At 63.9% G+C, this 25926-nt stretch carries 21 protein-coding genes and 1 tRNA gene; 13 read left to right on the forward strand and 9 right to left on the reverse strand.

Annotated features, from left to right (window positions below; genetic code table 11):
• Positions 1 to 42: 42 nt before the first annotated feature.
• The 8 genes from NBW56_RS07300 (at position 43) to NBW56_RS07335 (ending at position 9614) form a co-directional block, all read left to right on the forward strand.
• Positions 43 to 1347: a sugar ABC transporter substrate-binding protein gene (locus tag NBW56_RS07300; protein WP_034372629.1), complete on the forward strand. Its 1305-nt coding sequence runs from the start codon at positions 43 to 45 to the stop codon at positions 1345 to 1347.
• An 89-nt stretch (positions 1348 to 1436) separates the two neighbouring features.
• Positions 1437 to 2405: a carbohydrate ABC transporter permease gene (locus NBW56_RS07305; protein WP_101686853.1), complete on the forward strand. Its 969-nt coding sequence runs from the start codon at positions 1437 to 1439 to the stop codon at positions 2403 to 2405.
• Positions 2402 to 3268 carry a carbohydrate ABC transporter permease gene (locus NBW56_RS07310; protein ID WP_502799332.1) on the forward strand — a complete coding sequence of 289 codons (867 nt, stop codon included), beginning with the start codon at positions 2402 to 2404 and terminating at the stop codon, positions 3266 to 3268. The genes NBW56_RS07305 and NBW56_RS07310 overlap by 4 nt, the downstream gene beginning before the upstream one ends.
• A gap of 10 nt (positions 3269 to 3278) precedes the next feature.
• Positions 3279 to 4778, forward strand: coding sequence for a glycoside hydrolase family 3 N-terminal domain-containing protein (locus NBW56_RS07315; protein WP_250258642.1), 1500 nt, complete (start codon positions 3279 to 3281; stop codon positions 4776 to 4778).
• The gene (locus NBW56_RS07320; protein WP_250258643.1) at positions 4775 to 5998 is read left to right on the forward strand and encodes an anhydro-N-acetylmuramic acid kinase; all 1224 of its coding nucleotides are present in this window, start codon (positions 4775 to 4777) and stop codon (positions 5996 to 5998) included. The genes NBW56_RS07315 and NBW56_RS07320 overlap by 4 nt, the downstream gene beginning before the upstream one ends.
• Positions 5991 to 6989, forward strand: a complete 999-nt coding sequence (gene murQ / locus NBW56_RS07325; protein ID WP_250258649.1) for an N-acetylmuramic acid 6-phosphate etherase — start codon at positions 5991 to 5993, stop codon at positions 6987 to 6989. Before NBW56_RS07320 ends, murQ begins: the two co-directional genes overlap by 8 nt.
• Before the next feature lie 10 nt (positions 6990 to 6999).
• Complete coding sequence (locus tag NBW56_RS07330; protein WP_065247557.1) at positions 7000 to 7911, forward strand: MurR/RpiR family transcriptional regulator; 912 nt, start codon at positions 7000 to 7002, stop codon at positions 7909 to 7911.
• 122 nt (positions 7912 to 8033) lie between these two features.
• Positions 8034 to 9614 (forward strand): glycoside hydrolase family 10-like protein, encoded by a 1581-nt coding sequence (locus NBW56_RS07335; protein ID WP_250258653.1) that lies wholly within the window; start codon positions 8034 to 8036, stop codon positions 9612 to 9614.
• A 96-nt stretch (positions 9615 to 9710) separates the two neighbouring features.
• Here NBW56_RS07335 and NBW56_RS07340 read toward each other — a convergent pair whose 3' ends face one another.
• Genes NBW56_RS07340 through NBW56_RS07360 form a run of 5 tightly spaced genes read right to left on the reverse strand, consistent with a single transcriptional unit; the run spans position 9711 to position 13355 of the window.
• A complete protein-coding gene (locus tag NBW56_RS07340) occupies positions 9711 to 10679 on the reverse strand; it encodes an isoaspartyl peptidase/L-asparaginase family protein (RefSeq protein WP_250258655.1) in 969 nt (322 codons plus the stop codon).
• A 21-nt stretch (positions 10680 to 10700) separates the two neighbouring features.
• Positions 10701 to 11201, reverse strand: coding sequence for a GNAT family N-acetyltransferase (locus tag NBW56_RS07345; protein WP_250258763.1), 501 nt, complete (start codon positions 11199 to 11201; stop codon positions 10701 to 10703).
• A 1-nt stretch (position 11202) separates the two neighbouring features.
• The gene (locus NBW56_RS07350) at positions 11203 to 12210 is read right to left on the reverse strand and encodes an Fpg/Nei family DNA glycosylase (protein ID WP_250258656.1); all 1008 of its coding nucleotides are present in this window, start codon (positions 12208 to 12210) and stop codon (positions 11203 to 11205) included.
• Positions 12211 to 12227: 17 nt separating this feature from the next.
• Positions 12228 to 12692: a ribose-5-phosphate isomerase gene (locus tag NBW56_RS07355; RefSeq protein WP_250258660.1), complete on the reverse strand. Its 465-nt coding sequence runs from the start codon at positions 12690 to 12692 to the stop codon at positions 12228 to 12230.
• Between the two features lie 42 nt (positions 12693 to 12734).
• Positions 12735 to 13355: a mycothiol-dependent nitroreductase Rv2466c family protein gene (locus tag NBW56_RS07360; RefSeq protein WP_150333443.1), complete on the reverse strand. Its 621-nt coding sequence runs from the start codon at positions 13353 to 13355 to the stop codon at positions 12735 to 12737.
• A gap of 124 nt (positions 13356 to 13479) precedes the next feature.
• Between NBW56_RS07360 and NBW56_RS07365 the strand changes: the two genes are divergently transcribed.
• The 5 genes from NBW56_RS07365 to NBW56_RS07385 all read left to right on the forward strand — a co-directional run bounded on the left by NBW56_RS07365 (position 13480) and on the right by NBW56_RS07385 (position 21449).
• The gene (locus tag NBW56_RS07365) at positions 13480 to 15243 is read left to right on the forward strand and encodes an ABC transporter transmembrane domain-containing protein (RefSeq protein ID WP_250258661.1); all 1764 of its coding nucleotides are present in this window, start codon (positions 13480 to 13482) and stop codon (positions 15241 to 15243) included.
• The gene (locus NBW56_RS07370) at positions 15240 to 17087 is read left to right on the forward strand and encodes an ABC transporter ATP-binding protein (RefSeq protein WP_250258663.1); all 1848 of its coding nucleotides are present in this window, start codon (positions 15240 to 15242) and stop codon (positions 17085 to 17087) included. Before NBW56_RS07365 ends, NBW56_RS07370 begins: the two co-directional genes overlap by 4 nt.
• Positions 17088 to 17297: 210 nt before the next feature.
• The gene (locus NBW56_RS07375; protein ID WP_250258664.1) at positions 17298 to 17960 is read left to right on the forward strand and encodes a ribonuclease FAU-1 family protein; all 663 of its coding nucleotides are present in this window, start codon (positions 17298 to 17300) and stop codon (positions 17958 to 17960) included.
• Positions 17961 to 18064: 104 nt separating this feature from the next.
• Complete coding sequence (gene nagE / locus NBW56_RS07380; protein ID WP_250258666.1) at positions 18065 to 20050, forward strand: N-acetylglucosamine-specific PTS transporter subunit IIBC; 1986 nt, start codon at positions 18065 to 18067, stop codon at positions 20048 to 20050.
• A 106-nt stretch (positions 20051 to 20156) separates the two neighbouring features.
• Complete coding sequence (locus NBW56_RS07385; protein ID WP_250258668.1) at positions 20157 to 21449, forward strand: MFS transporter; 1293 nt, start codon at positions 20157 to 20159, stop codon at positions 21447 to 21449.
• Positions 21450 to 21493: 44 nt separating this feature from the next.
• Here the strand turns inward: NBW56_RS07385 and selB are convergent, their stop codons facing one another.
• From selB to NBW56_RS07405, 4 genes are all read right to left on the reverse strand, one after another.
• Entirely contained in the window at positions 21494 to 23299 is a 1806-nt protein-coding gene (gene selB, locus NBW56_RS07390) for a selenocysteine-specific translation elongation factor (protein ID WP_250258670.1), read from the reverse strand.
• Positions 23300 to 23309: 10 nt separating this feature from the next.
• Positions 23310 to 24665 (reverse strand): L-seryl-tRNA(Sec) selenium transferase, encoded by a 1356-nt coding sequence (selA, locus tag NBW56_RS07395; protein ID WP_250258672.1) that lies wholly within the window; start codon positions 24663 to 24665, stop codon positions 23310 to 23312.
• A gap of 216 nt (positions 24666 to 24881) precedes the next feature.
• Positions 24882 to 25655 carry a DUF3800 domain-containing protein gene (locus NBW56_RS07400; protein WP_250258674.1) on the reverse strand — a complete coding sequence of 258 codons (774 nt, stop codon included), beginning with the start codon at positions 25653 to 25655 and terminating at the stop codon, positions 24882 to 24884.
• A gap of 147 nt (positions 25656 to 25802) precedes the next feature.
• Positions 25803 to 25897 (reverse strand) — tRNA-Sec (locus NBW56_RS07405).
• Positions 25898 to 25926: the final 29 nt, after the last annotated feature.

A 25926-nucleotide genomic window follows, 5' to 3' on the forward strand; every position in this document is an offset into this window, starting at 1 on the left:
TTTCACGACGCTGCCCGTCCCCCATAGCTCAAAGGAGACACTATGATCACCCGCAGGAACCTCATCGCCACCGGAGCACTCGGCGCGGCCACCGTGGGCCTCGCCGCGTGCGGCAATTCGGGCGGTTCCTCCTCCAACCCCACCGATAAGGCCGCCAATGACGGCAAGACCATCACCCTGTGGATCATGGAGGGCACGAACGCCAAGACTGACGAGTACGTCAAAGCCCTCCAGGAGGAGTTCACCAAGCACACGGGCGCGACTCTCAAGGTCGAGGTCCAGCCGTGGGATGGCGCGCACGACAAGTTCGTGACCGCCATGGCGGGTGGCACCGGCCCCGACGTTGCCGAGATCGGCACAACCTGGACTCCCGAGTTCGCGGATGCCGGCGGCCTCGATGACCTCACGGAAGACGTCAAGAAGGCCGGCATCGACTCTGACCTCGTCGATGCACTCAAGGAAGCGGGCACGCTTGACGGCAAGTTGTACGGCATGCCGTGGTACGCGGGCATCCGCTCGATCCTCGCGAACAAGGAGATCCTCGAAGCTGCGGGGGTCAACTCCCAGCCCCAGTCGTGGGATGACCTCCTCGCCATGATCGAAACCCTTAGGGCGAAGAATCCCGACGTCATCCCGTTCCCGGTCAACGGCGGATCCCCTTTCGCTCTCCTCCCCTTCATCTGGGGAGCAGGCGGCGACATTGCCGAAGGCTCCGGCAAAGACTGGAAGGCCACCATCAACGAAGCGCCCGCAGTCGAGGGCCTCACGTGGTACACCGACCTCGCCCTCAAGCATGGCTCGTCGACCGAGGCGGCCTCGACCTGGAAGGAGACCGATTCCCTCAAGCAGTTCCAGGAGGGCAAGGTCGCCATGTTCATCACCGGTTCGTGGGTGCCCGCAACCGTGAAGGCGAGCGACGAAGAGCTGTTCAACAAGCTCACGGCCTTCACCATCCCCGCCAAGGACTCGGCGATTGCCGGCAGCTTCGTGGGCGGTTCCCACCTGTGCCGGTTCCTGGACTCCGAGGAGCCCGAGCTCGCCTTCGAACTCATCAAGCTCATGACAACCGGCGAATTCGCGACCCGGTGGAGTGAAGAGACGAACTTCTTCCCCGGCACGAAGTCAGCGCTCGACGAGACCATCAAGAACGGCACTGACCTCACAAAGGTCTTTGCTTCGCAAATGACCGAGGCCGGCAAGTCCGTACCCGTTACTCCGATGTGGGGCCAGATCGAGGGCAAGAAGACCCTCCCGAACCTCCTGAGCAACGTCCTCGCCGGTGGCCAGGCTCCGCAGGCTGCCGCCGATGCTGCCGCTAAGGAAATGGACGGAATCTTCGGCGCCTAAGCCGTATTTTTGTTCACCGACCATCGCTCGGGACCCACTCGCTGAGGGCTGGGTCCCGAGCCCCCAGCTCACGTTCGAAAGCTTCCTCGATGACCACCATGAACGACACTCACGAGAGTGCGCTGCCCCCGGCTGACACGAGCCGCTCGTCACGACTGTCGATGTGGGCGCGCCGACACCTGCCGCCGTGGCTGCTGCTCGCACCCGGGCTTCTCACGCTCGCGGTCCTGTTGATCTTCCCCCTGTTTCGCGTATTCGACCTCTCGCTTCAGGAGTACGGCCTGCGTAACCTGCTGAAGGGCACCACCAACTACGTGGGCTTCGCGAACTATTCGGCGATTCTCAGTGACCCGCATCTGTGGACAACCGTGCTTCCCAACACCGTCGGATTTGCGGCCGTGTGCGTGGTGCTGACGATGCTCGTGGGCGTTGCCGTTGCGCTGTTTCTCAATACGCTTTCGCTCACGTGGCGCAACATCTGCATCGGCGCGATCATGGTCGCGTGGGCCGTTCCAGCGCTGACCGGCACCTACGTGTTTGTGTGGCTTTTCGACCCCACGAGCGGGTTCGTGGCGAGCGTCCTTGAATCACTCGGACTGTTCACTCCGGGCAGCGCCAACTGGTGGGATTCTCGCCTCGCGTTTTACGGAATTGCCGCGCTCAATGTCGTGTACCACGGCTTTCCCTTTATCGCCGTGACGACCCTCGCCGGGCTCCTCACGATCCCGGAGTCCCTGTATGAGGCCGCGAAGGTCGATGGCGCGAGTGCGTTCAAGCGCTTCACGAACGTCACTATCCCGATGATCCGCCCGATCCTCGCCGTGTGCATCATCTTGTCGACGATTTGGGACTTCAAGGTCTTCACGCAGATTTATCTCATGCCCGGCGGCGATGGGTCGAACCGACACATGATGAACCTCGGCGTGTGGTCCTACACCGAGTCGTTTGGGCAGGGAAAGTACGGCATGGGCTCTGCTATCGCGGTACTTCTCACTCTCGTCCTTCTCGCGATCTCCGTGGTCTATATGCGCGCACTCATGAAGGAGGATGAACTGTGAGTACCCCCGCTCCCACCGGCGCCACACCCGCCAATAAGAAGAACCCGCTTTGCCCCGCAAATATCGCGAAGGCTCTCGGCATCGCCCTTCTGCTCCTCTACGCGCTCTTCCCGTTTTACTGGATGCTCACGACCGCCGTGGATACGCACGCGAATTCTCGCGGCGCGGGTATTCTGCCTTCGGGCTTTACCCTCGATCACTTTAAAACGGTTCTGATCGACGCGAACTTCTTCGAGTACATCAAGGTCTCCCTCATCGTCGCGGCCGGCACCGTGCTCCTGTCGGGTGCAATCGCGCTGTTCGCGGCGATTGGTGTCGCTCGCTACCGCTTCCGCCTTCGCACCGTCGTGCTCGTGCTCGTGCTCATGGTGCAGATGGTGCCGCTCGAGGCTCTTGTGATCCCGCTGTTCCTCCAGGCACGTACCCTCAATATGCTCAACTCGCTCCTCGGGCTCGTGATCGTCTATCTCGCCTTCTCGCTTCCGTTCGGGATTTGGAACCTCAAGGGTTTTGTCGCCGCGGTCCCGAAGGAACTTGAGGAAGCCGCCTACATCGATGGCGCCGGATGGTTCAGGATGTTCTTCTCGATTCTCCTGCCGCTCGTCGCCCCCGGTCTCGTCGCCACGAGCGTGTTCGCGTTCATCACCGCGTGGAACGAGTTCATTTTTGCCCTCACGTTTATGACGGACTCTTCGAAGTACACGGTAGGCGTTGGTCTGCGGACGTTCTTCACCCAGAACACGGCCGACTGGGGGCCGATCATGGCCGCCTCGACCATCATCGCGCTTCCCGTTGTGATCTTCTTCGTCCTGGTCCAGCGCCAGCTGTCGTCGGGACTCACGGCAGGCGCGGTCAAAGGTTAGAAGGTGACCCATGTCTCAGTCTCGTTTTGATGCCGATGCTCTCGCCCCTCTCCTCGCGTCTTTTCCCGGCACGGACGTCCCTGAATGGCTCGCGCAGGCGCTCGGCGCCGGACTCGGCGGTGTGTGCCTGTTCGGGTACAACACGCCGAATACGCGCGAGGCCCAAAGGCTTATCGCCCAGGTGCGTGAGGCGAGTTGCACAGAGCCGATCGTCACGATCGACGAGGAGGGCGGCGACGTCACTCGGCTCTATGCGGCGCACGGCGGCGCGTTTCCAGCAGCCCGTGGTTTCGGGGACATCGACGATCCCGAGCTTTCGCGCGAGTACGGCGAGGCCATCGGGAAGGTGCTCGCCGCGATTGGCGTACGCATGAACTTCGCCCCCGTCGCAGACGTCAACACGAACCCTGCAAATCCCGTGATCGGTGCCCGCAGTTTCGGCACGTCGCCGGGGCCGGTCGCGCGGCATGCGCGGGCGGTGTGCGAGGGGCTTTCGCGCGCGGGGGTGCTGAGCTGCGCGAAGCATTTTCCCGGACACGGGGACACTGCGGTTGATTCGCACCTGGGAGTTCCGACGGTCGCCCTGTCGCGCGAGGACGCCCTCGCCCAGCATGTCGCGGCCTTCCGCGAGCTCGGCAGCGCGCCCGACGCCCTCATGACGGGTCACATGTGTGTGCCGTCGCTCGGTGATGGGCCCGCGACGATTGCCCCGTGGTCGTATGCCCTCGCCGCGCGGATCAATCCCGATGCACTCCTCGTGACCGATGCTCTCGACATGGGGGCGATTACCGAATCGGTGGGCTACGCGGAGGCAACCGTGCGGGCGCTTGAGGCAGGTGCGCACCTGCTGTGTCTTGGGACGTCGATCCGCCGCGATGGCGAGAACATGCTTGTCGAGGCCCACGACGCGATCGCTGAGGCTCTTCGTTCGGGGCGGCTCGATCGCGGTGAGCTGCGCTCGCGCGCCGAGCGCGTGCGCACGACATTCGCGGGCCGCGCGAGCGCGTCTGCGTGCACCGCGGAGGCACTCGAGAGTGCGGAGGCTCATCTCGAGGCAGTTGGCGAGCGTGCCTCTCGACGTGCGGTGCGGTGGGCACTCGAGTCGTCGCCTGTCGCGGACCAAGTTTCCACCGCAGCCATCGTCGATGCGCGTTTCGCGCACGATTACGCGGCGGGTAAAGGGCGCACCTTTCTCGCGCCGGTACTCGAGCATCGAGGTATTCGTCTTCTGCCCGCCGACCCGCCGCCGGGCTACGAAAACCCTCAGGTGACGTTCGTGCTCACGCGGCTTGGCTCGGCGAGTGATGCGGAAACGGCTCGTCTCGATCAGGCCGTCGCGAATGCACACGAGTTGGGCTCGCGCCTGATCGTCCTTCACACGGGTGTTCCGGAAACGGCGCCGCTCGCCCACACTCTCTCATCGCCCGCCGCCGTTCTTCTCACCTACGGCGCGAGCCGGGGCGTCATGAACGCCGCAGCCGATCTCGCTCTGGGAGAGGTCGTTCGATGAGGATCCTCGGTCTCATGACGGGCACGTCGGTTGATTCGGCGGATTTCGCCCTCGTCGATTTCTCCCGCAACGGCGACGTGCTTCGCGCGCGTCTCGTAAGTTCGGGCGAGTACTCGTGGCCCGACGCACTTCGCGGTCGCGTCCTCGAGGCCGTGACCAGGGCGAGCGTTCCCTCGCTCGCGGAACTCACACTGCTCGATGCACACGTCGGCGAGTTCCTCGCTGACGTCGTCACACGCGTGCGCGACGATGCCCGCGACCTCGGAGCCGACACACCACTCGATCTTGTCGTCTCGCCCGGGCAAACCCTTTTTCACAACGTCGAGGGCGGGCACACCCTCGCGACCCTCGCCATTGGGGATGCCTCCCGTATCCACGCCGCCACCGGGATTGCGGCGCTGAGTACCGTTCGCAGCGCCGACATCGCCCGTGGCGGGACCGGCGCGCCACTCGCCCCTCTCCTCGACCAACTCCTGCTCGGCCCCGATGGCGGATGCGCGGTGAATATCGGCGGGATTGCCAATGCGACGCTGTGCACCCCGGCAGCCGTCGGAACCGCCGCTCCTACGCTTGTGCGCGCTGGTGACACGGGCCCCGGTAACGGGCTCATCGACGCGGCCGCCGCCCTTCGCACGGGAACGGCGTGCGATACGGATGGCGCCCTTGCCGCTGCCGGGCGCGTGCACGAAGGCCTTCTTTCAGCGCTGCTCGCCGACCCGTACTTCGCACTTCCCTTTCCAAAGTCCACGGGCCGGGAGTACTTTTCGCCGGCGTGGCTCGCCGCCCGCGCCCACGAGGCGGGCATCGACCTGGACGCGCTCAGCACAGAGGATCTGCTCGCGACGCTCACGGAACTCACTGCCCGCACTCTCGCCGATGCTCTCAAGGCCGAAGTGGGGCACGAGCCTCGCACTCGCCTTCACGTGACCGGCGGCGGCGCCCACAACCCGACCCTCATGACCCGCATCAAAGCGCTCCTACCTGCATGTACGGTGACCACGGGTCCGCTCGGCGGTCTCGACCCCGACATCAAAGAAGCGTTCCTCATGGCCCTGATCGGCTACTACTCTGCGCACGGCCTACCCGGTGCGCTGATCGATGCCACCGGCGCGGCAGAGCCCGCTGTGCTCGGTCAACTCACCCCGCCGCACGCCCTGCGCACCGTCCCGATATCGACAACCACACCCCGCCAACTTCTCGTGGAGGATTCCCGTGACTGATTCACATGGCCCGCTCACGCCGCTTGTCCAAGTGCATTCGCCCACCGAGGAGCGCAATCCCCGCTCTCGCGATATCGACACGCTCGCATCCGCACAGGTCGTCGAGCGCATCCTCGCGGAAGATGCCACGGTCGTCGCGGCCGTGCAAGCGCTGACGCACGAGATCGCGCGTTTGACCGACCTCTGCGTGGACGCCCTCACGAATGGGGGCCGCGTGCACTACGTGGGAGCAGGGACCTCGGGTCGTCTCGGTGTTCTTGACGCGGTCGAGCTCCTTCCCACCTACAACGCAGGCTCCGATATGTTCGTCGCGCATCTGGCCGGCGGCGATGGGGCAATGATGAAAGCTGTCGAGGGCGCCGAAGACAGCGAAGAGCTTGGCGCGAGTGTGGTTGCGGACCACGCGGGTGAGCACGACGTCATCGTGGGGCTTGCCGCGAGTGGCCGAACCCCGTACGTGAAGGGTGCGCTTGCGGCTGCCCGCGAGCGCGGGCTCGCAACGGCGCTCGTGAGCGCAAACCCGAACGCACCGCTCGCGGCGCTTGCCGATGTCCCGCTTCTCGTGAACACTGGCCCCGAGGTTGTCACGGGGTCGACCCGCATGAAAGCTGCGACCGCGCAAAAGGTGCTCCTCAACGCCCTGTCGACGTCGGTGATGGTGCGTCTCGGCAAGACGTTCGAGAATCTCATGATTGACGTGCGGGCCACTAACGAGAAGCTCGTCGCTCGTACCGTGAGGATCGTGCGTGAGGCAACCGACGTGAGCGAAGAGGAGGCGCGTGCGGCGCTCGAGGCAACGGGCCACAATCTGCGTGCCGCTCTTGTCCTCGTGCTTGCCGGTGCTCCGCTCGAGCAGGCCCCGGAGGCCCTCGAGGTTCTCGCGCAGTTCCCGCCTTCTGCCAAGCGCCCGGGGGACGCCTCGGGGATTCGTTCGGCAAGCGAAGCCTTGCGCGCCCGCGTGAGCTCTCCGACGGCCGCCGAGGAACGATAGGCACCCCACCATGACAAGCGAAGGCTCCCAGCGCCCACCGGCACGCGTCCTCGATGCTCTCGAGGATGCCGCGACGAGCGAGTCGCGTACGCTCGCGCGCGCGAGCCGCTACCTTCTGGATCATCCCGATGAGGCCCTCACCCAGCCGATCGCCGAGATTGCCGCGGCCTCTCGCACGTCACCGGCGAGCATCGTGCGACTTGCCACTAGTCTCGGCTTCAGCGGCTTTAGGGAGCTGAGGGCTGCGTTCCGTGAAGACCTGGCGTTTTCGCGCGGGCGCGCGACGACGATTGCGGGGGGCGATGAGCATGCCGCGAGCACGCTTGCTGCCGATATCGATCCGCAGGATTCACTCGAAGCCGTCGTCAAGAAAGTGGCGTTTGCCGATTCGCGCGCGGTTGCCGATACCGCCGATGCCGTGAGCATCAGCGAACTCGAGCGTGCGCGGACGCTGTGCACGAAAGCCCGCCAGGTGGTCACGTTCGGTGTGGGAGCCTCGGCGTTTGCGGCGATGGACCTCGAACAAAAGCTCGCCCGCATCGGTATGCGCGCCACGAGCTATGTGGATGCCCACCAGGCCCTGCCTGCGGCGTCGCTCATGGGTGACGGCGATGTCGCGGTCGGGATTTCGCACTCCGGCGAAACGCTGGACATTCTCGATTCTCTTGCGATTGCGCAGGATGCGGGGGCGGCAACGATCGCGATGACGAATGCACCGTCGAGCGAGATCGCCCGCCTTGCGGATATCACTCTGCTGACCCACGCCCACGAGTCGGAGCTTCGCTCAGGGGCGACGGCTTCAAGGATTGCGCAGCTCACCGTCGTAGATTTCCTCTTTGTCGCCATCGCGCAAACGCGCATGGACGAGGCTCACGAGGCGCTCGCGCGCACCTATTCCGCGGTTTCGGCGAGGAGGCGGTAACCCACACTACCGGCGCTTCATCCCTTCCACTTTCAGGGTGGGGAATACTGCAGGTCAGGGCCCGCATTCGGCACTTAACGTCGTTTCTCCACCGTCACGAGCATCTCAACGAGGAGACCTTCATGACTCATCTTTCACGCCGTTCATTCGTGACCCTCTCCGGCGCCGCCAGCGCGGGCGCCTTCGCCGTCGCGATCGGTGCGGTCCCGGCCGTCGCATCGCCTTCACCGCAGGAGCCGAGCGCCTCCGACGCAGCCGTGGCCCCACGCGCACGCGAGTTTCGCGCGATGTGGATCGCCTCCACCGACAATATCGACTACCCGAGCCGCACCGGCCTCAGCGTCGAGGAATCCCAAGCGGAATTCCTCGCCTGGCTTGACCTGGCGAAAGAACTCAACCTCAACGCGGTGATTTCGCAAATTCGCCCGGCTGCCGATGCCTTCTGGCCCTCGCCGTATGAACCGTGGTCGCAGTTCCTCACGGGCGAACAGGGCAAGGACCCGGGATTTGATCCCCTCGCATTCCAGATCGAGGAGGCCCACAAGCGCAACCTCGAATTCCACGCGTGGTACAACCCGTTCCGGGTGTCGATGACCGAATCCGTCGACCACCTCGTCCCCGACCACCCCGCGCTCGTCAACGAGGGGTGGGCATGGGCGTACGGCACGAAGACCTATTTCGATCCGGGCATCCCTGAGGTTCGAGAGCACTCGCTACGCGCGATCATGCACTCGGTCGAGCACTACGACATCGATGCGGTCCACTTCGACGACTACTTCTATCCGTACAAGGTTGAAGGCAAGGACTTCCCGGACCAGGCGACCTATGAGCGCTACTCGGATGGCACGTCCTCACGCGATGATTGGCGTCGCGAGAACATCACGCTCTTCATCCGCGAGATGCGAGAGAGGATCCGCTCCTGCAAGCCATGGGTGAAGTTCGGCATCAGCCCGTTCGGCATTTGGCGCAACGACACGAGCGATCCTGCCGGTTCTGCGACGAGCGGGTCGGAGAGCTACGAGATCATTTGCGCGGATTCGCGCGCGTGGGTCAAAGACGGCCTCGTCGACTACATCAATCCGCAAATCTACTGGCCGATCGGGCTCGAGGTCGCTGACTACGCGGCGCTCGTTCCCTGGTGGAACGATGTCGTCGAGGGCACCGATGTCGCACTCTACATTGGCCAAGCGATGTATAAGCAGGCCTCGGGCGCAATCGAAGATCCGGGAGAAATGGCACGCCACCTCGACTTCAATCGCGACTACCCGCGTGTCGAGGGCGATGTGTACTTCTCGGCGAAGTCAGTGCGGGATGAGCGAGACGGTGCGATGGGCGAGGTTGTTCGCCGCCACTACACACATCCCGCGATCGTGCCTGTCATCGCTCACATGGGCGGGGCCGCGCCGCGCACGCCAAACGGCCTCAAGGTGCGCTGCTCGCGCGGCAATGCCGTGGTCGAATTCAATCGCCACCCTCATTCTGAGGCGATGAGCTTCGCGATCTACCGGGTCTCCGGTGTGCGATTCGATCCCGCCGAACTCGAGGATGGCCGCAACCTTCTCGCGTGTGTGCGCGCCGATGAGCAAGTCGTGCGCCAGAGCGTTCACGTTGAGGGGGTCGCGGGCGGTGAGTGGATCGTCGTGACAGCGCTCGATCGTCTGTGGAACGAATCCGCGCCGTCGAAGGCCACTCGCACCCGGTAGTCGGAATCAGTGGTTGAGGGTGGAGAAAACGGGCTCATCGCGTCGCTTTCTTCACCCTCACCGTTTGGGGCGTGCGACGCGGGGCGCGACTCGTGACTAGAGGTGGACGCACACCTCGGCCCCGTCGCGGTACGCCGAAAACATCATGGGCGAATTATGAGCGATGACCATTTCCCCGGTGGGCGACACCGCGATGAGACCGCCGCTCGAGCCCTTCTCGGTGAGGGTCTCCTCGATGGTGGCCGCGACGGCGGTGGGAAGGTCGCAGGTCGCATACCTCATGCGCGCGGCAACGTCGTAGGCCACAACGCCGCGGAGGAAGGCCTCGCCCTCCCCCGTGCATGACAGTGCCGCGAGTCCGTCGCGCGCGTACGTGCCGGCCCCGATCACGGGAGTGTCCCCGATGCGGCCCACATCCTGCGCGCTGATTCCTCCCGTCGAGGTGGCGGCGGCGAGGTGGCCGTTCGTATCAAGGGCCACGGCTCCGACGGTGCCGTGCCTTGGGCCGCTCTCTTTCTTGTCGAGCAGCCGTCGCAGCTGTGCGAGGCGCCGCTCGGTCACAAACCACGCGCGGTCCGCAACCTCGAGGTCCCAGTCACGCACAAGGTCGGCGGGCGGATCGACGATCATCACGTGGTCGGTGCGTTCCATGACGGCGCGCGCCGCACGCACGGGGCTCTTGGCATGCCGACTCGCGAGAACCGCGCCGGCGAGGCCGCTAGCCCCGTCCATGACCGAGGCATCGAGTTCGGCGCGCCCGTCTTTCGCGAGCGCCGCACCACGACCCGCGTTGAACAGGGGGTTCTCCTCGAGCGATTGCACAGCAGCGCAGCACGCCTCGAGTGCGCTCCCGCCAGCGGCGAGAATTGATTCGCCTGCCGCGTGCGCCTCGCGCATACCGCTCTCGTAGTCGGCCTGTTCGCCGAGCTCGAGGATGCGCCCTCCGGCACCGCCGTGAATCGCAAGTGCCCACGGCTCGGCGCTCGCCCGGTGGAGCGTAAGGGTGGCTGGTGGCTGGACGTTCTCTTCGCCGGCCGCGCGCGCGGCAGACACGTTCGTGTTCATCGTCGCTCCTCCTGGAAACACCTACGGGTGGTGGTACTCCATCGTGTAATGCGCGATCCCGGCCTCGTCGAACTCGTCGCTCACGGTCACGTAACCGAGCGATTCGTACCAATCTTTGAGGTAGGACTGTCCGTGGATCACGATTTTCTGGGTGCTCTCGCGTTCCTTACACAGGTCGATCGCCGCGGCCATGAGGGCGCCGCCGTAACCGCCGCGTCGGGCGCTCTTCGCGCATGCGAGTCGACCGATTCTCATGCAGTCTTCTCCGGGGAACACGCGGATCGTGCCAATCACCTCGCCGTCTTTTTCCCACCACACGGTGATGGTGGAATCCTCGCGGTCGAGCCCGTCGAGCTCTTGTTCGCTCGATACCCCCTGCTCAATGATGAACACGTCCTGGCGGAGCATGCACAGCGAGTACACGATCTCGGGGTCCATGAAACTGAGGTGGGCGGCCTTAAGTTGGGCTCCGTCGGGCCTCGTGGCAAGGGTCCGCATCGCGTATTTGGGGTGTCGTGTCATCTCATTCACCCTCCCGAGTGTAGGCCCAGCTCGCCGCGCTGTTCGCCTCCGTCCAGCCTGCTTTCCGCACGCGGCGCTTTTGGCAGCGGGGGCACCAGTAGAGCGCGCGCCCCGCAAGGTCGGCGTCGCGAATGTTCGCTTCGCACACGCGGCACGGGAAACCCTGGCGGTGATACACGTAAAACGACTCCTCGCGCGGAACACTCGCGGGGTCATCGTCCCCGTTTTGGTACACGGGAACCGTGCGCTCGTTGAGTTCGCGATGGATTTTTCGATGCTCGGGCTGAGTCGTGACGATGCGGCCCGTGCGCTCGCCGTAGGCCATGAGCGGCACCAGATCCTCCCACAGGGCCTGAATCAGCGGCACCGTGAGCTCATTGCCGGGCACGTACGGGTCGAGCCGCGCGCGAAACAGGAGCTCGGCGCGGTAGATATTGCCGATGCCAGCACACACGCGCTGATCCATGAGGAGCTGACCGATGCTTTGGCGTGATTTCTTAATGCGCCGCACGAACTCACGCGGATCGGCGTCCCGGCGAAGGGGATCTGGTCCAAGCCTTTCGAGAACCGCCTCGCGCTCGGCAACGTCGATCACGCGACATTGGTTGGGGCCGGTCAGGTCGGCGAGCCCCTCTGCTCCGCGAATGCGGAGTCTGACGTTAACCCCGGGCACAATCGAGGCCCAGGTGCCGTCGGACCCCACCTCAAGCCCCCTTCGAGGCGCACCGATCGCGCGCGCCTCGTGGAAACTCTCGCTGCCCGCGAACGTCCACGAGCCATAAAGCCCCAGATGGATATGAATGAACCGAATCGGTTCGGTGTCCCCGTGCGGCGAAAAGCCCATGAACAGGTGCTTTCCCGCTGCCTCGGCGCGCACCATCACCCAACCGTCAAGCTCTGCGGCCCCTTGCTCGAACCGGCCCTGCGGTGAGGAAAGCCGCACTCGGGAACTCCCGAATGCGGCGTTCATCGCGCGCGCGAGCCGGTGAATCGTATGCCCCTCGGGCATCACTCACCGCCCTTTCGTTAGCGCTCTTGGTACGTGCCAGTCTGCTCGTATTCGGCGATCTTGCCGATGCGTCGCACATGACGTTCGTCGCCAGAAAATGGCTCGTTGACGAACGTCTCGATGAGAGCGATGAGCTCCTCCTCGCTGTGCTGGCGGGCGCCAACGGCAATCACGTTCGCGTCGTTGTGCTCGCGCGCGAGCTTCGCTGTCGCTTCGTTCCACACGAGGGCCGCACGCACGCCCTGAACTTTATTGGCAGCAATCTGCTCGCCATTGCCGGAGCCGCCGATCACAATTCCCAGGCTTCCGGGATCCGCGACGACCGCCTCACCGCAATCCGAGCAAAACGGCGGGTAGTCATCAAGCGGATCGACCACGAACGCGCCGTGGTCGACAACCTCGTGACCCTTACCCTCAAAAACGTTGATAAGCCGGTTTTTGAGATCGAAGCCGGCGTGGTCAGTGGCGATATGGAGGCGCATGACAGCCCTTTCGTGAGTGATTGATTGTAGCGGTGGGAGACGTCAGGAGAAGTCGAGGCCGCCGGTGCGAGCGCGCTTGAGTTCCGCGAAGCCACGCACGCTCGCCATCGACGCAAGGCCATCGAGAAGCGCACCGGCTTCCTCACCGCGCGGCGCACGGGTGAGCACGGGGCCGAAATAGGCGGTTCCCGAGCCAAAGGAAATCACCGGCGTACCAACATCGTTGCCTACCAGGCGCTCAACTTTTGCCTGCTCCTCACGCAACTCAGCCTCGTAGGTGCGTCCCTCCCAATGCTCGAGATACGAGGCATCGATTCCGGCTTCCTCAAGGGACTCGCGCGCCACCTCAAGGAAGTCGTCGCGGCGGTCCTGGACGTGGAAACGCTCGCCCCAAGCGGTGTACAGCTTCGAGAACGCCTCTTGGCCGAGTTCGCGCTGCACAGCCATGAACAGGTGGGCGGGGTCCAGAGTCTTGTCAATCGCCGCCCGATAGTCGGGGTCGAGCTCGCGCCCCTCGTTCAGTACGTACAGCGACATGATCGAGAAGCGTGGCGTGAACTCGGGCCGTGCCTGCACGGCGTTGAGAAGCCAGCGGCTCGTGACCCACGCGAAAGGGCACGTGGGGTCGATGTAAAGAAGAACGTCGCGATTCGTGGTGCTCACGTGGCACTCCTTTCGTGGCGAATCAATTCCGGCCCATTGTGTCAGACGCCACCGTCCGTTTTCCGAGAACCGATTGCACAACCCCGCCTTTCTTCGTTCACTTAAACGGATGAGCGAAACGCCTATGAGCACTACAAACACCCGTGCTCGCACGAGAGACAAGCGCCATGCTTCGGAGGCTCACCTTAGCCGAACCGAACTTCGTGAGCGCTCGGTGATGCGCGCGATGGTGCGCCGCAATGCGCGCCCACTCACGTGGTTCATGGTGCTCGCGATGGCGAGCGAAGCGATCAATATGTTCATCCCCATCGGGATCGGCCTCGTGATCGACCACGGCATCCTTAAAGCCAATCCTTGGCTCACCGCGGGCGGTGCCGTGGGTCTTGCAGGACTCCTGCTTCTCTCCAACTGGTGCTGGGCGCGATTTTTCGAACCGATCATGGAGATCCGAGCGCGCGAGCAGCACAATCTGCGCCTCGCCGTCACCGCGGCTGCCCTCGACCCCGCGTCCCGACAGATCGATCGCCCCGCAGGGGAAATCCTTTCAATCGCGACCTCGGATGCTGATCGCGCTCCCGATGTCTTCGACATGATGACGTGGGCGGTGCCCGCGTCGATCGCCGTCGTGGGCGCGGGTGTGTGGCTCACGCTCATGAATCCCCTCGTGGGACTCATTGTGTTCGCGAGCCTCGCCCTGCAAGTGCTGATCTTGAGGGTCGTCACCCCGATTCTCTCCGAAAAGTACGACAACCAGCAGTCGCGCGCCGCCGACGCTGCCGCGACCGCGACAGACCTCGTCCACGGCCTTCGCGTGCTGCAGGGCCTCGGCGTGCAGACTCGCGCCCGCACCACGTATCGCACTCGGTCACGCACCGCCCTCGATGCCGCGCTCACCAACGCTCGCTTTTCAGGTCTTTCAGACGGCCTCATGCTCTTTACCTCTTCGATCATGATTGCCGCGGTCGTCGTCGCCTCGGGTACGCTCACGCTCGAGGGCGCGATGTCGGTAGGCGTGTTCATCTCGATTGCGGGTCTCGTGCGCAATCTTTCGGGCATGATGGCGGGCCTCGCCGGCGTGCCCGTGTGGTGGGCGAGCTTCTCGACCTCGGCGCGCCGCATCCGCCAGCTCCTGAGCGAAATGGGGCGAAGCATCACCGAGCCCGCGCTCAATTCTCTCGTCAAGGCCGGCTCGCCCGAGGCCCTTTCGGCACGCACGGAGCCCACTGCTCCCCCACGTCTTCCGGGCCTCGGGGAGATCTCCACCCCTCTTCTCGGGACCGTGCGCGATTCTCAGATCGTCGCACTCGTTCCCGAATCCGCTTCCGACGCCCGCCTCGCCCTCAGCGAACTTTCTTCGCTCGACATTCCGCGCGAAAGCCTCCTTATCGAGCCGCACGCGGTCGACCTTTTCGATGGTACGCTGCGCGAGCAACTCGACACAAAACGCCCCGCTCCAGGCGCTTCACCCGGCACGACGAACGATCCCGATACCTGGGCGCACGCGGCTCTCGAATCAGCCGGTGCAGATGATCTTTTGAGGATCCTGCCCGAGGGGCTCGACACGCGCATCCTTGACCGCGGCGCGAACCTCTCTGGTGGCCAGCGCCAGCGCCTGGCTCTCGCACGCGCACTTGCGGCGGATGTTCCCGTGCTTGTGCTCAACGACCCGACGACCGCGGTCGACGCCGTGACGGAACACAAAATCGCCCAAGGGGTGCGCGAGGCGCGCAAGGTCGAGGACCGCATCACGGTGCTCATCGCGAAGGCTCCGGCGCTTCTCGATCAGGCCGACCGCGTGCTCTTCGTACGAGGCGGCGAGGTAAGCGCCGAAGGCCCCCACCACGAGCTCATGCACGCCGAGGCATACCGGAAGGTGGTGCAACGATGAGCGAAAACAGCACGCGCACAGCAAACACTGCGAGCGAAGCCGAACGCGACCTGATCGCCTCGATGGAGGCCGAAGGCGACGTGGCGCGCCAGCTTTCGCGCCACGCGGAGCTCCTTCCGATTGCTTCCTTCGGTGAGACCGGCCGATTCGTACTCGGCCGGCTTCGCGACTTCACTCCTCTCGCCCTCGGGATGCTTGCGGCAACCATCATGGCCGCGCTTGCAGGTGCACTCGGCCCGTACTTCATGGGGCGCGCGGTAGACGTGGTCACGACCGGAGGAACTACTCAGGCGCTCTGGACCATCGCCGGAATGCTCGTCGCAGCGGGCGCCGTCCAAGCGCTCGCCTCGGCTCTTTCACGCGCCCTCATCTCGGGACTCGGCCAGCGCCTCCTAGCGGGAATGCGCGAGGATGTGATCGACCGCGCCCTCGATCTGCCCACGCAAACGATGGAGCAGGCGGGCATCGGCGACGCACTCTCGAGAGTCGCCGATGATGTCGATGTGACCGCGAAAGCCGTCAACAACATCGTGCCGTGGCTCGTCACGGTGATCTTCCAAATCACGGTGACGTTCATCGCGCTCGTCATGATCAGCCCGTGGCTTCTCATTCTCGTTGTCGCGATCATTCCCTTTTACGTGTGGGCACTGCGCTTTTACCTTCCGCGCACGAACCGCATTTATCGCGTCGAACGCATTGCAAAAGGCGCGCGTGCACAGGGTCTCCTTGCCGCAATCAATGGCGCCCCGACCGTGCACGCCTACGGCATCGAAGAGCGCGAGACGCGGCACGTTGGTGCGCTCAGCGCCGCCGCCTACGCGCTCGTGCTGAGGATCTTCCGCCTCATCGTGCAAGTCGTGTGGATCATGATGATCCCCGAAACCCTCGCCGTCATTCTTGTGCTGCTCATCGGGTACGCGACCGTCCAAGCAGGGCTCATGCCCGTGGGGCTCGTGGCCTCGGCGTGCATCTACATCGTGACGCTCTTTTGGCCCCTTCAGTCGCTCATCTTCTCCCTCGACGACGTGCAGTCGGCCGCGGCGAGCCTTACGCGCATGGTCGGCGTCATCACCTCCATCGACCCCGCCGCTTCGCCCGGGACCGAAGTGCCGAGGGACGGCTCCATTCGCCTCGAGGGGGTCGCCCACTCGTATCACGAGAACGGCCGGATCGTGCTTGCTCCGATCGATCTATCGATCGAGGAGGGAGAAACGGTCGCACTCGTGGGGGCATCGGGCGCGGGCAAATCGACCCTGGCCTCGATCATGGCGGGGACGCTCACCCCGCGCTGGGGTCGTGTGCTCCACGGCGGCGCCGACCTCGCGCATGCGGACCTCGAGGCCGTGCGCTCTCACGCCTCGATCGTTTCGCAGGACGTCCACGTGTTCCACGGGACTCTCCGCGAAGACCTTCGCCTCGCGAACGCTGAGGCGAGCGATGATGAGCTATGGAGCGCTCTCGCGCGGGTCGGTGCCGAAGAATGGGCGAGACTCCTTCCCAAAGGGCTCGACACCGAGGTCGGTGAAAAGGGGGCGAAACTCACCGCAGAGCAGGGACAGCAACTCGCTCTCGCCCGGATTGTGCTTCAGGACCCAGCCATTCTCATCATGGATGAAGCCACCGCCGACGAAGGTAGTTCGGGTGCACGCGTGCTCGAACAGGCCGCGATCCAGGTCGCACGCGGTCGCACAACGCTCATCGTGGCGCACCGCCTTTCACAAGCGAAAGAGGCGGATCGAATCCTGGTCATGGCCGACGGCGCTGTTGTGGAATCGGGAAGTCACGAGGAACTTGTCGCGCTCGGCGGGCGCTACGCCGAACTGTGGAATGCCTGGTCTCGCTAAAGGGCAATCCTCGCTTTCGGGCTGAGCGCTCTCGCCTTTCCCTCCGTCAGGTACCGCTCTTTGACGCGCCGTGAAGGATGACACTCGCATAACGTGCTCGCACTCCGGTAGGCTCGAGGCATACTCGTTTCCCCTTCCGGGGCACAAATGACTTCGCGAAAACGGCCCGTCGCGGAGCATCCGGGAGGCTTATGGGGCCACGGAAGAGTCATGAATACCCAGAAGCGTTGGTCCGCCGGGGACCACGTGACCTGGACGTACTACACGCACGCGCACGAGACCATCACCGTGCGGCCGGGAACCGTCGTCATTGATGATGACCGCGGAATCGTCGTGTGGATCGCGCCAGGCACGGAGGTTCTCCTCCCCGTTCTTGAATCGGGCGCCCCGCTCAGGCGCGCCGGCGATGAGGGCATGTTTACTGCCCCCCGCACCCAATCGAAGCAGCTGTGGACAGGCAACGGCATTCTCATGATCGGCCTGCCCGATAAGCCCTACTCGGTGTGGTTGTTCTATAAGGACGATGGCACACTCGGCTGCTACTACGTGAACCTTGAACCCCCCCTCGAGCGCACTGAGGAGGGGGTCCGCTCACGCGATCTCGTTCTCGACCTCGTGGTGCTCCCCCGCCACGACTACCACTACAAGGATGAGGACGAACTTGAGGGCGCCGAGCGAATCGGGTACTTCAGCCACGAGATGACGGAGCAGATTCGCACGTGGGGCCGTGAGGCCGAACGCGATATCGAGGCCTGGGGCTATCCCTTCAATGCGGGCTTCGAATATTTCTTCCCCAACCCCTCATGGGATCTTCCGGAACTTCCCCGGCACTATTCTTGGGACATGGACCTCACGCGTGCACGGCGACGCTGATCTCTGCGTTTTACCAACCCCGTAGTATATTCCTACCTCGGGCGTGACCGCGTCCGCGTTCCTCGCGCAAGGATGCGCACTTTCCCTTGGAGTGATACGTCTTGATGAAATTCTTCCAGCGGCTCGGCAGGTCACTCATGCTGCCGGTCGCCGTACTTCCCGTCGCCTCGATCTTCTCGGGGCTTGGCTACTGGATCGCGGGGGCCACGGGCGACCCGAACAACATCATCGGAGCGTTCCTCGCGGCAGCGGGCGGCGCGCTGATCGATAACATCCCGCTCCTTTTCGCGATCGGTGTCGCGATCGGCATGCCGAAGAAGGCCGACGGCGTCGCAGCCCTCGCCGGCCTGACCTCGTGGCTCACGGTCACCACTCTCCTCCAACCCGAGACCATCATGAAGTTCCAGGGCCTGAGCGATGTGGCGCAGGTCGACCCCGCATTCAGCAAGGTCAATAACGTTTTTGTGGCCCTCATCTGCGGCCTCATCGCAGCGTGGAGCTTCGATAAATTCAAGGACACGGAGCTTCCTGACTTCCTCGCATTTTTCTCGGGCAAGCGCTCGGTGGCGATCATCTCGGCCCTCCTCTCTCTCGTCGCCGCACTCGTGCTCATGTTCGTGTGGCCGCTCGTCTTCGGTGGTCTCGTGGCCTTCGGCGAGTGGATGCTTACGCTCGGCCCGGTCGGTGCCGGTCTCTATGGCTTCTTCAACCGTCTTCTCATTCCGCTCGGTCTCCACCACGCGCTTAACGCCGTGTTCTGGTTCGATATCGCGGGCGTGAACGACCTCAACAACTTCCTCGCAGGCACCGGCACGCGTGGCGTGACAGGTCAGTACATGACCGGGTTCTTCCCGGTCATGATGATGGGTCTTCCCGGCGCCGCGCTCGCGATGTATGTGACCTCAAAGCCGTCGAAGAAGAAGGCCACGGGCGGCATCCTCATTGGCGCCGCGTTCGCGGCGTTCCTCGTGGGCATCACGGAGCCTCTCGAGTTCCTCTTCATGTTCCTTGCGCCGGGGCTCTACCTGATCCACGCGATCTTCATGGGGATCTCGATGGGTGTCACTGCTGCCCTCCCCGTTCGCTCGGGCTTCGGCTTCTCGGGCGGCTTCATCGACCTCGTGCTGCAGTGGGTGAACCCCCTCGCGATGAACCCGTGGGCAATCTTCCTCATGGGCGCCATCTGGTTCGTGATCTACTTCCTCGTGTTCCGTTTCGTGATCCTCAAGTGGGACCTCAAGACCCCGGGCCGCGGTGCCGACGAGGATGAGACCGATGACGAAAGCAACTCTCAGGCCACCGGCGCCGACAAGTACGTCCTCACTGCACACCGTTTTCTCGAGGCGCTCGGCGGCAAGAGCAACGTCGACGAGGTCGAGAACTGCGCGACGCGCCTGCGCTTGAGCCTCAACGATGTGTCTCTTGCCGATGAGCAGGCTCTCAAGGCCGCGGGCGCGACTGGCGTCATGAAGCCTGGAGGCAACCTTTATCAGGTGATCTACGGACTCAACGTCCAGTTCGTGAAAGACGCGATGGAGGGGCTCATGGACGGTTCGATTGAACCGCCCGCGCGCGCCGAGGCCGAAAGCATTGCTGATCCGGAACCCGTCGCGAGTTCTGAGGGCTCCGCTGCCGCCCCCGCGGCTTCTCCTGCCGCAACTACCGTTGCCGACAAACCCGAGTTCGCGCTCGTGCGCATGCGCCAGCCCCTCGAGGGGGCAATCGTCCCGCTCGAGGATGTTCCCGATTCAACGTTCGCCGAACGGCTTCTCGGTGGCGGCGTCGCGATCGACCCGAGCGGCAACCAGGTCGTGGCTCCCGCCGCGGGCGTGGTGTCGCAAGCGTTCCCGACGGGTCACGCCGTGGCTCTCACGCTCGACGACGGCGCCGAGGTGCTCATCCACGTGGGCCTCGACACCGTGAAGATGAACGGCAAGGGCTTCACGGTGCGCGTGAAGAACGGTGATCGCGTCGTCGCGGGCCAGCCTCTTGTGGACTTCGACCGCTCGGCGATCGAAGCGGCGGGCTACAAGGCGATCACGCCCGTCTTGATCCTCGGCCACGCGGATTCGACAATCGAGTTCGTCTAAACACGCACTCTGCATCACGCGCGCTCTCCCCGCCCGGGGCTATCTCGGTGCGGGGAGAGCGCTTTTAGCGTACGATTCTTACTCTGAGTGAAGGGAGCGCAAAGTCGTGCAACGCGAGAATTCGGAACGACGACTCCTGCGGTCCCTGCAAGTTTCTAATGCGAGTGACGCCGTCGGCCGTGAATTCATTGACTCCTCCATAGCGATTATCGCGATTTCGCTCCTGGGATTTTCTACGACGCAGATCGGCATTTTGGATTTTCTCGAGTCGGGAGCTGCCCTCTTCCTGGCACTTCCTATCGGACTTCTGGTCGACCACTACCGGCCGCAAACCATTCTGGTCATCTCCCTCGCCCTCAAGGTTCTGCTCGGCGTATTCTTATGTTTCGGACTCGCTTTTGAGCTCACGAGTCCCGTCTTTTTTATGGCTCTCGTCTTCTTCCTCGGAATCTCCGCAATCGCCTCGGAAAGTGCTCAAACGAGCGTAGTGCCGTTTCTGACCGGAAGCAGCAGCCAGATAGAAACTACGATCTCCAGGATGGCAATGGCAGACTCCATTGCAGGAGTCATCGCACCGGCAGCAGCCGGATTCACCTTGGCGTTCCTTGGCCCTACTACGGCAACAGGAGCAGCCGCGCTCTTCTTCGTTCTAGCTCTGGTCTTCGCTTGGCGTATTCTGCAGCGCCTAACCCCGATCAACAGCACGACTCATCACGCCAGCGCCGCGCACGTCGCAGACGATGGCAGTGATGAGTCTGAACTCGAGAACGACACACGGCCCCTCTCTCAGAAGCTCACCGACGGTTTCCGCATCCTTGGTCGTAATCGCTTTCTTCTCGGCGCCGTGTGTCTGATTTCAGCTGGCAACATTGGGCTCGCCTTGGGCGACTCGATGGTAAACGTCGTCATTCTGAGGATCTTGGATCTTGGCATGCCCTCCTTCGGCATCCTCGGAACAGTGTCGGCGATCGCAGGAATCCTCGCAGCATCGCTCGCTCCCGCGATCGTGAAGTCCGTCCCGGTACGAACGCTCTACATTTCAAGCTCCATCATTCAAGCGCTCGTGGCATGCCTTCCGCTTTTGGCACTCATGACCCCGAACTGGGCTCATGTCCTCTTCCTCGTTCAATCTGCGTGTTGGGCTTTCACCCTTACCGTCGCCAACATCGCAGGGTTCTCGTACATAGCGAAGGTCGTCGACAAGAAGTTCCTCGGCCGCGCGAGCGCTGCGATGCGAATGTTGACAATGGGCACTGTCCCCTTCGCTGCGCTTCTCGGGGGTGTACTCGCGGATATCGGCGCGATCACCGTTCCCCTTATTATTTGGCCGCTTCTCACCGCCACTGCTGTAACGGTGTACATCTTCCTGACGCGCCCCGCGGCCTCAGGACGCGCTTGACATACGAGCCGTCCACAGAAAATCGCGGGGCGGGGAGAGCCCCGTTAACGAACGATTTCGCGGTGCCCCGCATCGATGCGGCGCGTCCACCCCTTTTTGTCGAGGTGTTCGAGGAGCGGGATTACGGTGCGTCTTGTGGTCCCCAGCGCGCGACGAGCCTCCGAGGTCGTAAACGGCTGAGGTAGCGCTGCGAGCTCGCGCATCGCGAGCGCGGGCGCAGTGGGAAGAAGCACGAGGTTGTCGCTCGGCAGGCCGATCCTCAGGAGCCGTCCTTGTCTCGCCGCGGCCGCGAGCTCTTTGGCGCCAAGACCGAGATTGGCGAGTTCGCCGAGTTCGGGGGCGTTGAACGGGTCGTTCTTGAGCTTCGCCTCAAGCGCGGCAACGCTCGCTTCTGCTTCGCCAAGCCCCGCCTGCACCGAAGGGTCGACAATGAGCCCATCGCGCTCGATGAGCGTCGCCTTCTTCACGACCATGGGCAAGAGTTCGAGAGCGGGAAGCGCGAGAGCTTCGACCGCTTCTTTGCGGGAAAGCCCCGGGCGAAGAGGACGTGCCTTGGCGGCAGCCGCGACGCGCTCTCTCAGCGCGCGGGCACCGCGGTCAAGGAAGGCTGCGCTCACGAGCCAGCCGCCGTCGGACACACACTCCTCGAGCGCATCCGACACCTCAAAGCCCATTTTCCTGAGGTCCGTTTCGCGCATGGCACCGCGACGTTCGATCTCGCGCCGCGCATCCCCACGCTCGCTCATGTGCTCGAGCTCGCTTTCACGCGCGCTCCCGGCACCTCTCCTACGCAACTCTGGGGGGTCGACATCGAGCACCCGCACGCCGCCGAGCACTGCTCTCTCCCCCGTGCCGCGCATGACGAGTCGATCACCGATCACGAGCGGGAGGGGTTTATCGAAGGTGAGGCGGGCGTGGTCTGCGCCGAGCGGTCGCACCCGCGCGTTTACGGCCGCGCTGCCCACGTGGATCATGGTGTCGCGCGGAATATCGTCGAGGCTGTCGCCGCTCACGCTGCGCACGTCCACGACGCGAGTGAGATGGAAAGCCCCGGGGGTGAGGAGTACATCGCCGCGATGGATGTCGCTCGCGGGAATCTGGCGAAGGTTGAGGGCGGCGCGGCTCACGGGTTCAACAGCGTCTTCGCGCGCACCCCGGGACTGCACGCCTCGCACGCTCACCTTTCGGGGCTCAGCGCCGTCGTGTCGCGTGCTCACGAGTATCAGGTCGTCGCCAGGGCGCACGGTGCCGGCCCCGAGCGTGCCGGTCACGACGGTTCCCGCTCCGTCAATCGTGAAAGAGCGATCGATCCACAGGCGCACGCTCTGGTGCGGGGACGCGGCTGCGACGCTTGCCACGAGAGCGTCGAGCTCACTTCGGAGGGCGTCGATGCCCTCCCCCGTCACGCCGGAAACACCGCATGCGGGAGCGTGGGCAAGTCCCGTGTCGGCGAGTTCGCGCCGTGCCTCGGCAATCACGGCCTCGACGCGATCAGGTGCGCGATCGGCACGCGTCACCACGATGATGCCGTGCGAGATCCCGAGGGCCTTCACGGCATCGCGGTGGTCGCTCGATTGGGCGCTCCAGCCCTCATCCACAGCGACCACGAATAACACGATCGGCACCGGGCCGAGGCCCGCGAGCATGTTGCCGATGAAGCGCTCGTGGCCAGGTACGTCCACGAAGCTCACTCCGCGCCCCGAAGGGAGAGTGCACCACGCGAAGCCAAGGTCGATCGTGAGCCCGCGGCGCTGCTCTTCTTCCCAGCGGTCCGTCTCGATACCCGTGAGGGCGCGAATGAGGGTGCTTTTGCCGTGGTCAACGTGCCCGGCGGTCGCGATGACGTGCATGGCGTCCTTCCTAGCGTTGGAGGAGCGCAGCGATCGCGCTCGCGAGGGAGTCGTCCTCAGATTCGGGGATGCAGCGCAGGTCCACGAGGCATGCGCCATCGTGCGTTGTCGCGACGATCGGCCGCTCGAGGCTGCGAAGCTCGATCGCGAGGCGCTCTGGGATGCTGAGCGCCCATCCCGGGATGGGGACTTCGGCGCCTCCGCCCCCGCCCACGCGACCGTCGTGCGGCACAACCTCGCACGCCTCGTTCACGCGCTCGTGGATTGCACGCGCAAGCTTTTCGGTGCGGGTTTTGAGTGCGGCAGGTTCGGTGTGGAGGGCTTCGAGCACGGGCGGCGTGGGTCCTCCGACGGTTGCCTCGAGCGCGGCGAGCAGGAGTTTATCGGCGCGCATCGCTCGTGCGAGAGGGTGGCGGGCCACGCGCTCGACCCACTCCTTCTTCCCGAGGATGAGTCCCGCTTGGGGGCCGCCCACGAGCTTGTCGCCACTTGCGAGCACGAGGTCCGCGCCGTTCTCGAGGGCTTCGGTGAGGGTCGGTTCGTCCGGTAGCAGCGGCTCCGGAGAAAAGAGCCCCGAACCTATGTCGACCACGAGCGGCAGGCCATTGGCGTGGGCGAGTTCGGCGAGTTCAGCAACGCCCACGGCGCTTGTGAAGCCTTTAATGACGTAGTTGCTCGCGTGGATCTTGAGGATCGCGGCAGTGCTTTCTCCAAGGGCCTTTTCGTAGTCGGCGATGTGCGTGCGATTTGTCGTGCCCACCTCGCGAATCACGGGTCCCGTGGATTCGATGAGCTCGGTGAGGCGGAATCCCGCGCCGATCTCGATCATCTCTCCGCGACTCAACACAATTTCACGCCGCTCCCCCGCCCCGGGGCCCGCAAGGGTCGTCGCGATGAGCGAAAGCGCCGCGGCACCGTTGTTGACCACAAGCGCGTCCTGCGCTGCCGGGCACGCCTTGAGCAGCGCCTCACGCGTAGAGACGCCACGCTTGCCTCGCAGACCTGTCTCGAGATCGAACTCGACATCGACGTAGCCCGCGGCTGCCTCAAGCGCTTCGAGGGCCTGGGGTGAAAGCGGGGCGCGCCCAAGATTGGTGTGGACGATCACGCCGGTAGCGTTGAGGACGGGCGTAAAAGCACTTACGCGAGTGTTCTCGAGCGCGGCGAGCACCTCGCCCTCTACCTCTTCCGGCGCGATCTTCCCGGCGCGCGCGCGGTTTTGCGCCTCGCGCACGAGTTCGCGCACGTTCTCCTCACCGATGCGCCGCTTCGCCTGTTCGACCGCCTCGAGCGTGAGTAAAGCATCGGTCCGTGGGATTCGCCGTCGTGGATCGCCGCTTGCTGCCGGGGGCGCGGTTCGTGACATATCGCGGGGCACCTTCGCTCAAAACTCGGGTCGAGAACAACGCGCGGCCACCACATGTCAGCCGCAACCACAATCACAAAAACATGCCCTCAACAGGCTCTATAGTGACTGCGAACGATTCTAACACCCTCCGTTTAGGGGGTCGCTGCTCCCCTACGGCCACTTCCCAACCTCTTGTCACCTCACGCATCGTGTGAAAAACTAGAGCCATGAAGCCTAGGCTTCAGACCCGCCTTGACCCCCGCGCCTATCGGCCGGGGGTTTCGTGCATTTCGGAGGCCACCCGCCGGAGTCCGGATGCTCGATCCGCGATACCTCTACCTTCATGAGTTCCAAGAACTTCATCTCGCGCTGGTCTCTTCCAAGAGTGCGCCCTTCATAACGTTGGTGGAAGTAGAGAAGCAAATCGGCGGCCTGGAGCAACCGGCTTTCTTTCGACGGCGTGAAATGAATGGTATCCACGACTCTCGACAAGTACGTTCGTTTGTAGTGACCAGGCGTCCCCTCGGCACGCCACTGTCGCAATTGCTCGCGGAGGTTCCCAGCTAAATGATGCTCGTCAGCGATCACGAGAATATACTCGCCCCGCTCTTCTGCAATTCGGTCAAGCGTCTGGAGTACGTGAACCAAGCAAATTTCGTGAGGGGTGGCTTCCGCTGCATCGGGGATCTCTTCAACAGCGTGCACATCCACCTCGCGCACAAGAAATTCACCCCTCTGGGAGGTCACCGCCTGTAGAGATTCTTTGAAAATCCCCAACCGCGCTCGTATCTTTCCCGCGAGGCATTCCCACGCGCCAGCCCCGTTCATGAGGTCGTAGCCGTGCAGTTCTATTTCGGGGGGCACAGGAAACCTCTCCGCCGCGTCGCGTGCAATTGCTTCCATCGCCTCGACTGTCCTCGTGGCAGACTCTCCGTCCAGAACTAGTGCACCGAAGTAATACCTTTGACGTCTCCGGTCCTCGCTCTCGTCAAGGTACGCCACAAGCATCTGCGATCCCCCTTATCGCACGTAGTTCTCCCCACTACCTCCGAGCCTCTTCGCTCAAAACTCAAAATCGCGGATGACGTGGCAAGCGTCGGACCAGCATCCCCACGTGCCACGCGCGCCCCGCCGAAAAGGCGAGGCGCGAAAGCTTGGCGGAGGCGGACGGGAATCGAACCCGCCATACCGAGCTACTCGATATCACCGGTTTTGAAGACCGGGGCGCCCACCAGGACACGTACGCCTCCGCGCACGAATCTACCAGTGAAAACGCTTA

The organism is Dermabacter sp. Marseille-Q3180, from assembly GCF_940792985.1.
Classification (GTDB): Bacteria; Actinomycetota; Actinomycetes; order Actinomycetales; family Dermabacteraceae; genus Dermabacter; species Dermabacter vaginalis.

Excerpts from the sequence above, each read along its gene's own strand:
- NBW56_RS07300 (WP_034372629.1), top strand. The coding sequence starts at position 43 with ATGATCACCCGCAGGAACCTCATCGCCACCGGAGCACTCGGCGCGGCC.
- NBW56_RS07305 (WP_101686853.1), top strand. The coding sequence starts at position 1,437 with ATGACCACCATGAACGACACTCACGAGAGTGCGCTGCCCCCGGCTGAC.
- NBW56_RS07315 (WP_250258642.1), top strand. The coding sequence starts at position 3,279 with ATGTCTCAGTCTCGTTTTGATGCCGATGCTCTCGCCCCTCTCCTCGCG.
- NBW56_RS07320 (WP_250258643.1), top strand. The coding sequence starts at position 4,775 with ATGAGGATCCTCGGTCTCATGACGGGCACGTCGGTTGATTCGGCGGAT.
- NBW56_RS07330 (WP_065247557.1), top strand. The coding sequence starts at position 7,000 with ATGACAAGCGAAGGCTCCCAGCGCCCACCGGCACGCGTCCTCGATGCT.
- NBW56_RS07335 (WP_250258653.1), top strand. The coding sequence starts at position 8,034 with ATGACTCATCTTTCACGCCGTTCATTCGTGACCCTCTCCGGCGCCGCC.
- NBW56_RS07340 (WP_250258655.1), bottom strand. The coding sequence starts at position 10,679 with ATGAACACGAACGTGTCTGCCGCGCGCGCGGCCGGCGAAGAGAACGTC.
- NBW56_RS07345 (WP_250258763.1), bottom strand. The coding sequence starts at position 11,201 with ATGACACGACACCCCAAATACGCGATGCGGACCCTTGCCACGAGGCCC.
- NBW56_RS07350 (WP_250258656.1), bottom strand. The coding sequence starts at position 12,210 with ATGCCCGAGGGGCATACGATTCACCGGCTCGCGCGCGCGATGAACGCC.
- NBW56_RS07355 (WP_250258660.1), bottom strand. The coding sequence starts at position 12,692 with ATGCGCCTCCATATCGCCACTGACCACGCCGGCTTCGATCTCAAAAAC.
- NBW56_RS07365 (WP_250258661.1), top strand. The coding sequence starts at position 13,480 with ATGAGCACTACAAACACCCGTGCTCGCACGAGAGACAAGCGCCATGCT.
- NBW56_RS07370 (WP_250258663.1), top strand. The coding sequence starts at position 15,240 with ATGAGCGAAAACAGCACGCGCACAGCAAACACTGCGAGCGAAGCCGAA.
- NBW56_RS07375 (WP_250258664.1), top strand. The coding sequence starts at position 17,298 with ATGAATACCCAGAAGCGTTGGTCCGCCGGGGACCACGTGACCTGGACG.
- nagE (WP_250258666.1), top strand. The coding sequence starts at position 18,065 with ATGAAATTCTTCCAGCGGCTCGGCAGGTCACTCATGCTGCCGGTCGCC.
- selB (WP_250258670.1), bottom strand. The coding sequence starts at position 23,299 with ATGCACGTCATCGCGACCGCCGGGCACGTTGACCACGGCAAAAGCACC.
- selA (WP_250258672.1), bottom strand. The coding sequence starts at position 24,665 with ATGTCACGAACCGCGCCCCCGGCAGCAAGCGGCGATCCACGACGGCGA.
- NBW56_RS07400 (WP_250258674.1), bottom strand. The coding sequence starts at position 25,655 with ATGCTTGTGGCGTACCTTGACGAGAGCGAGGACCGGAGACGTCAAAGG.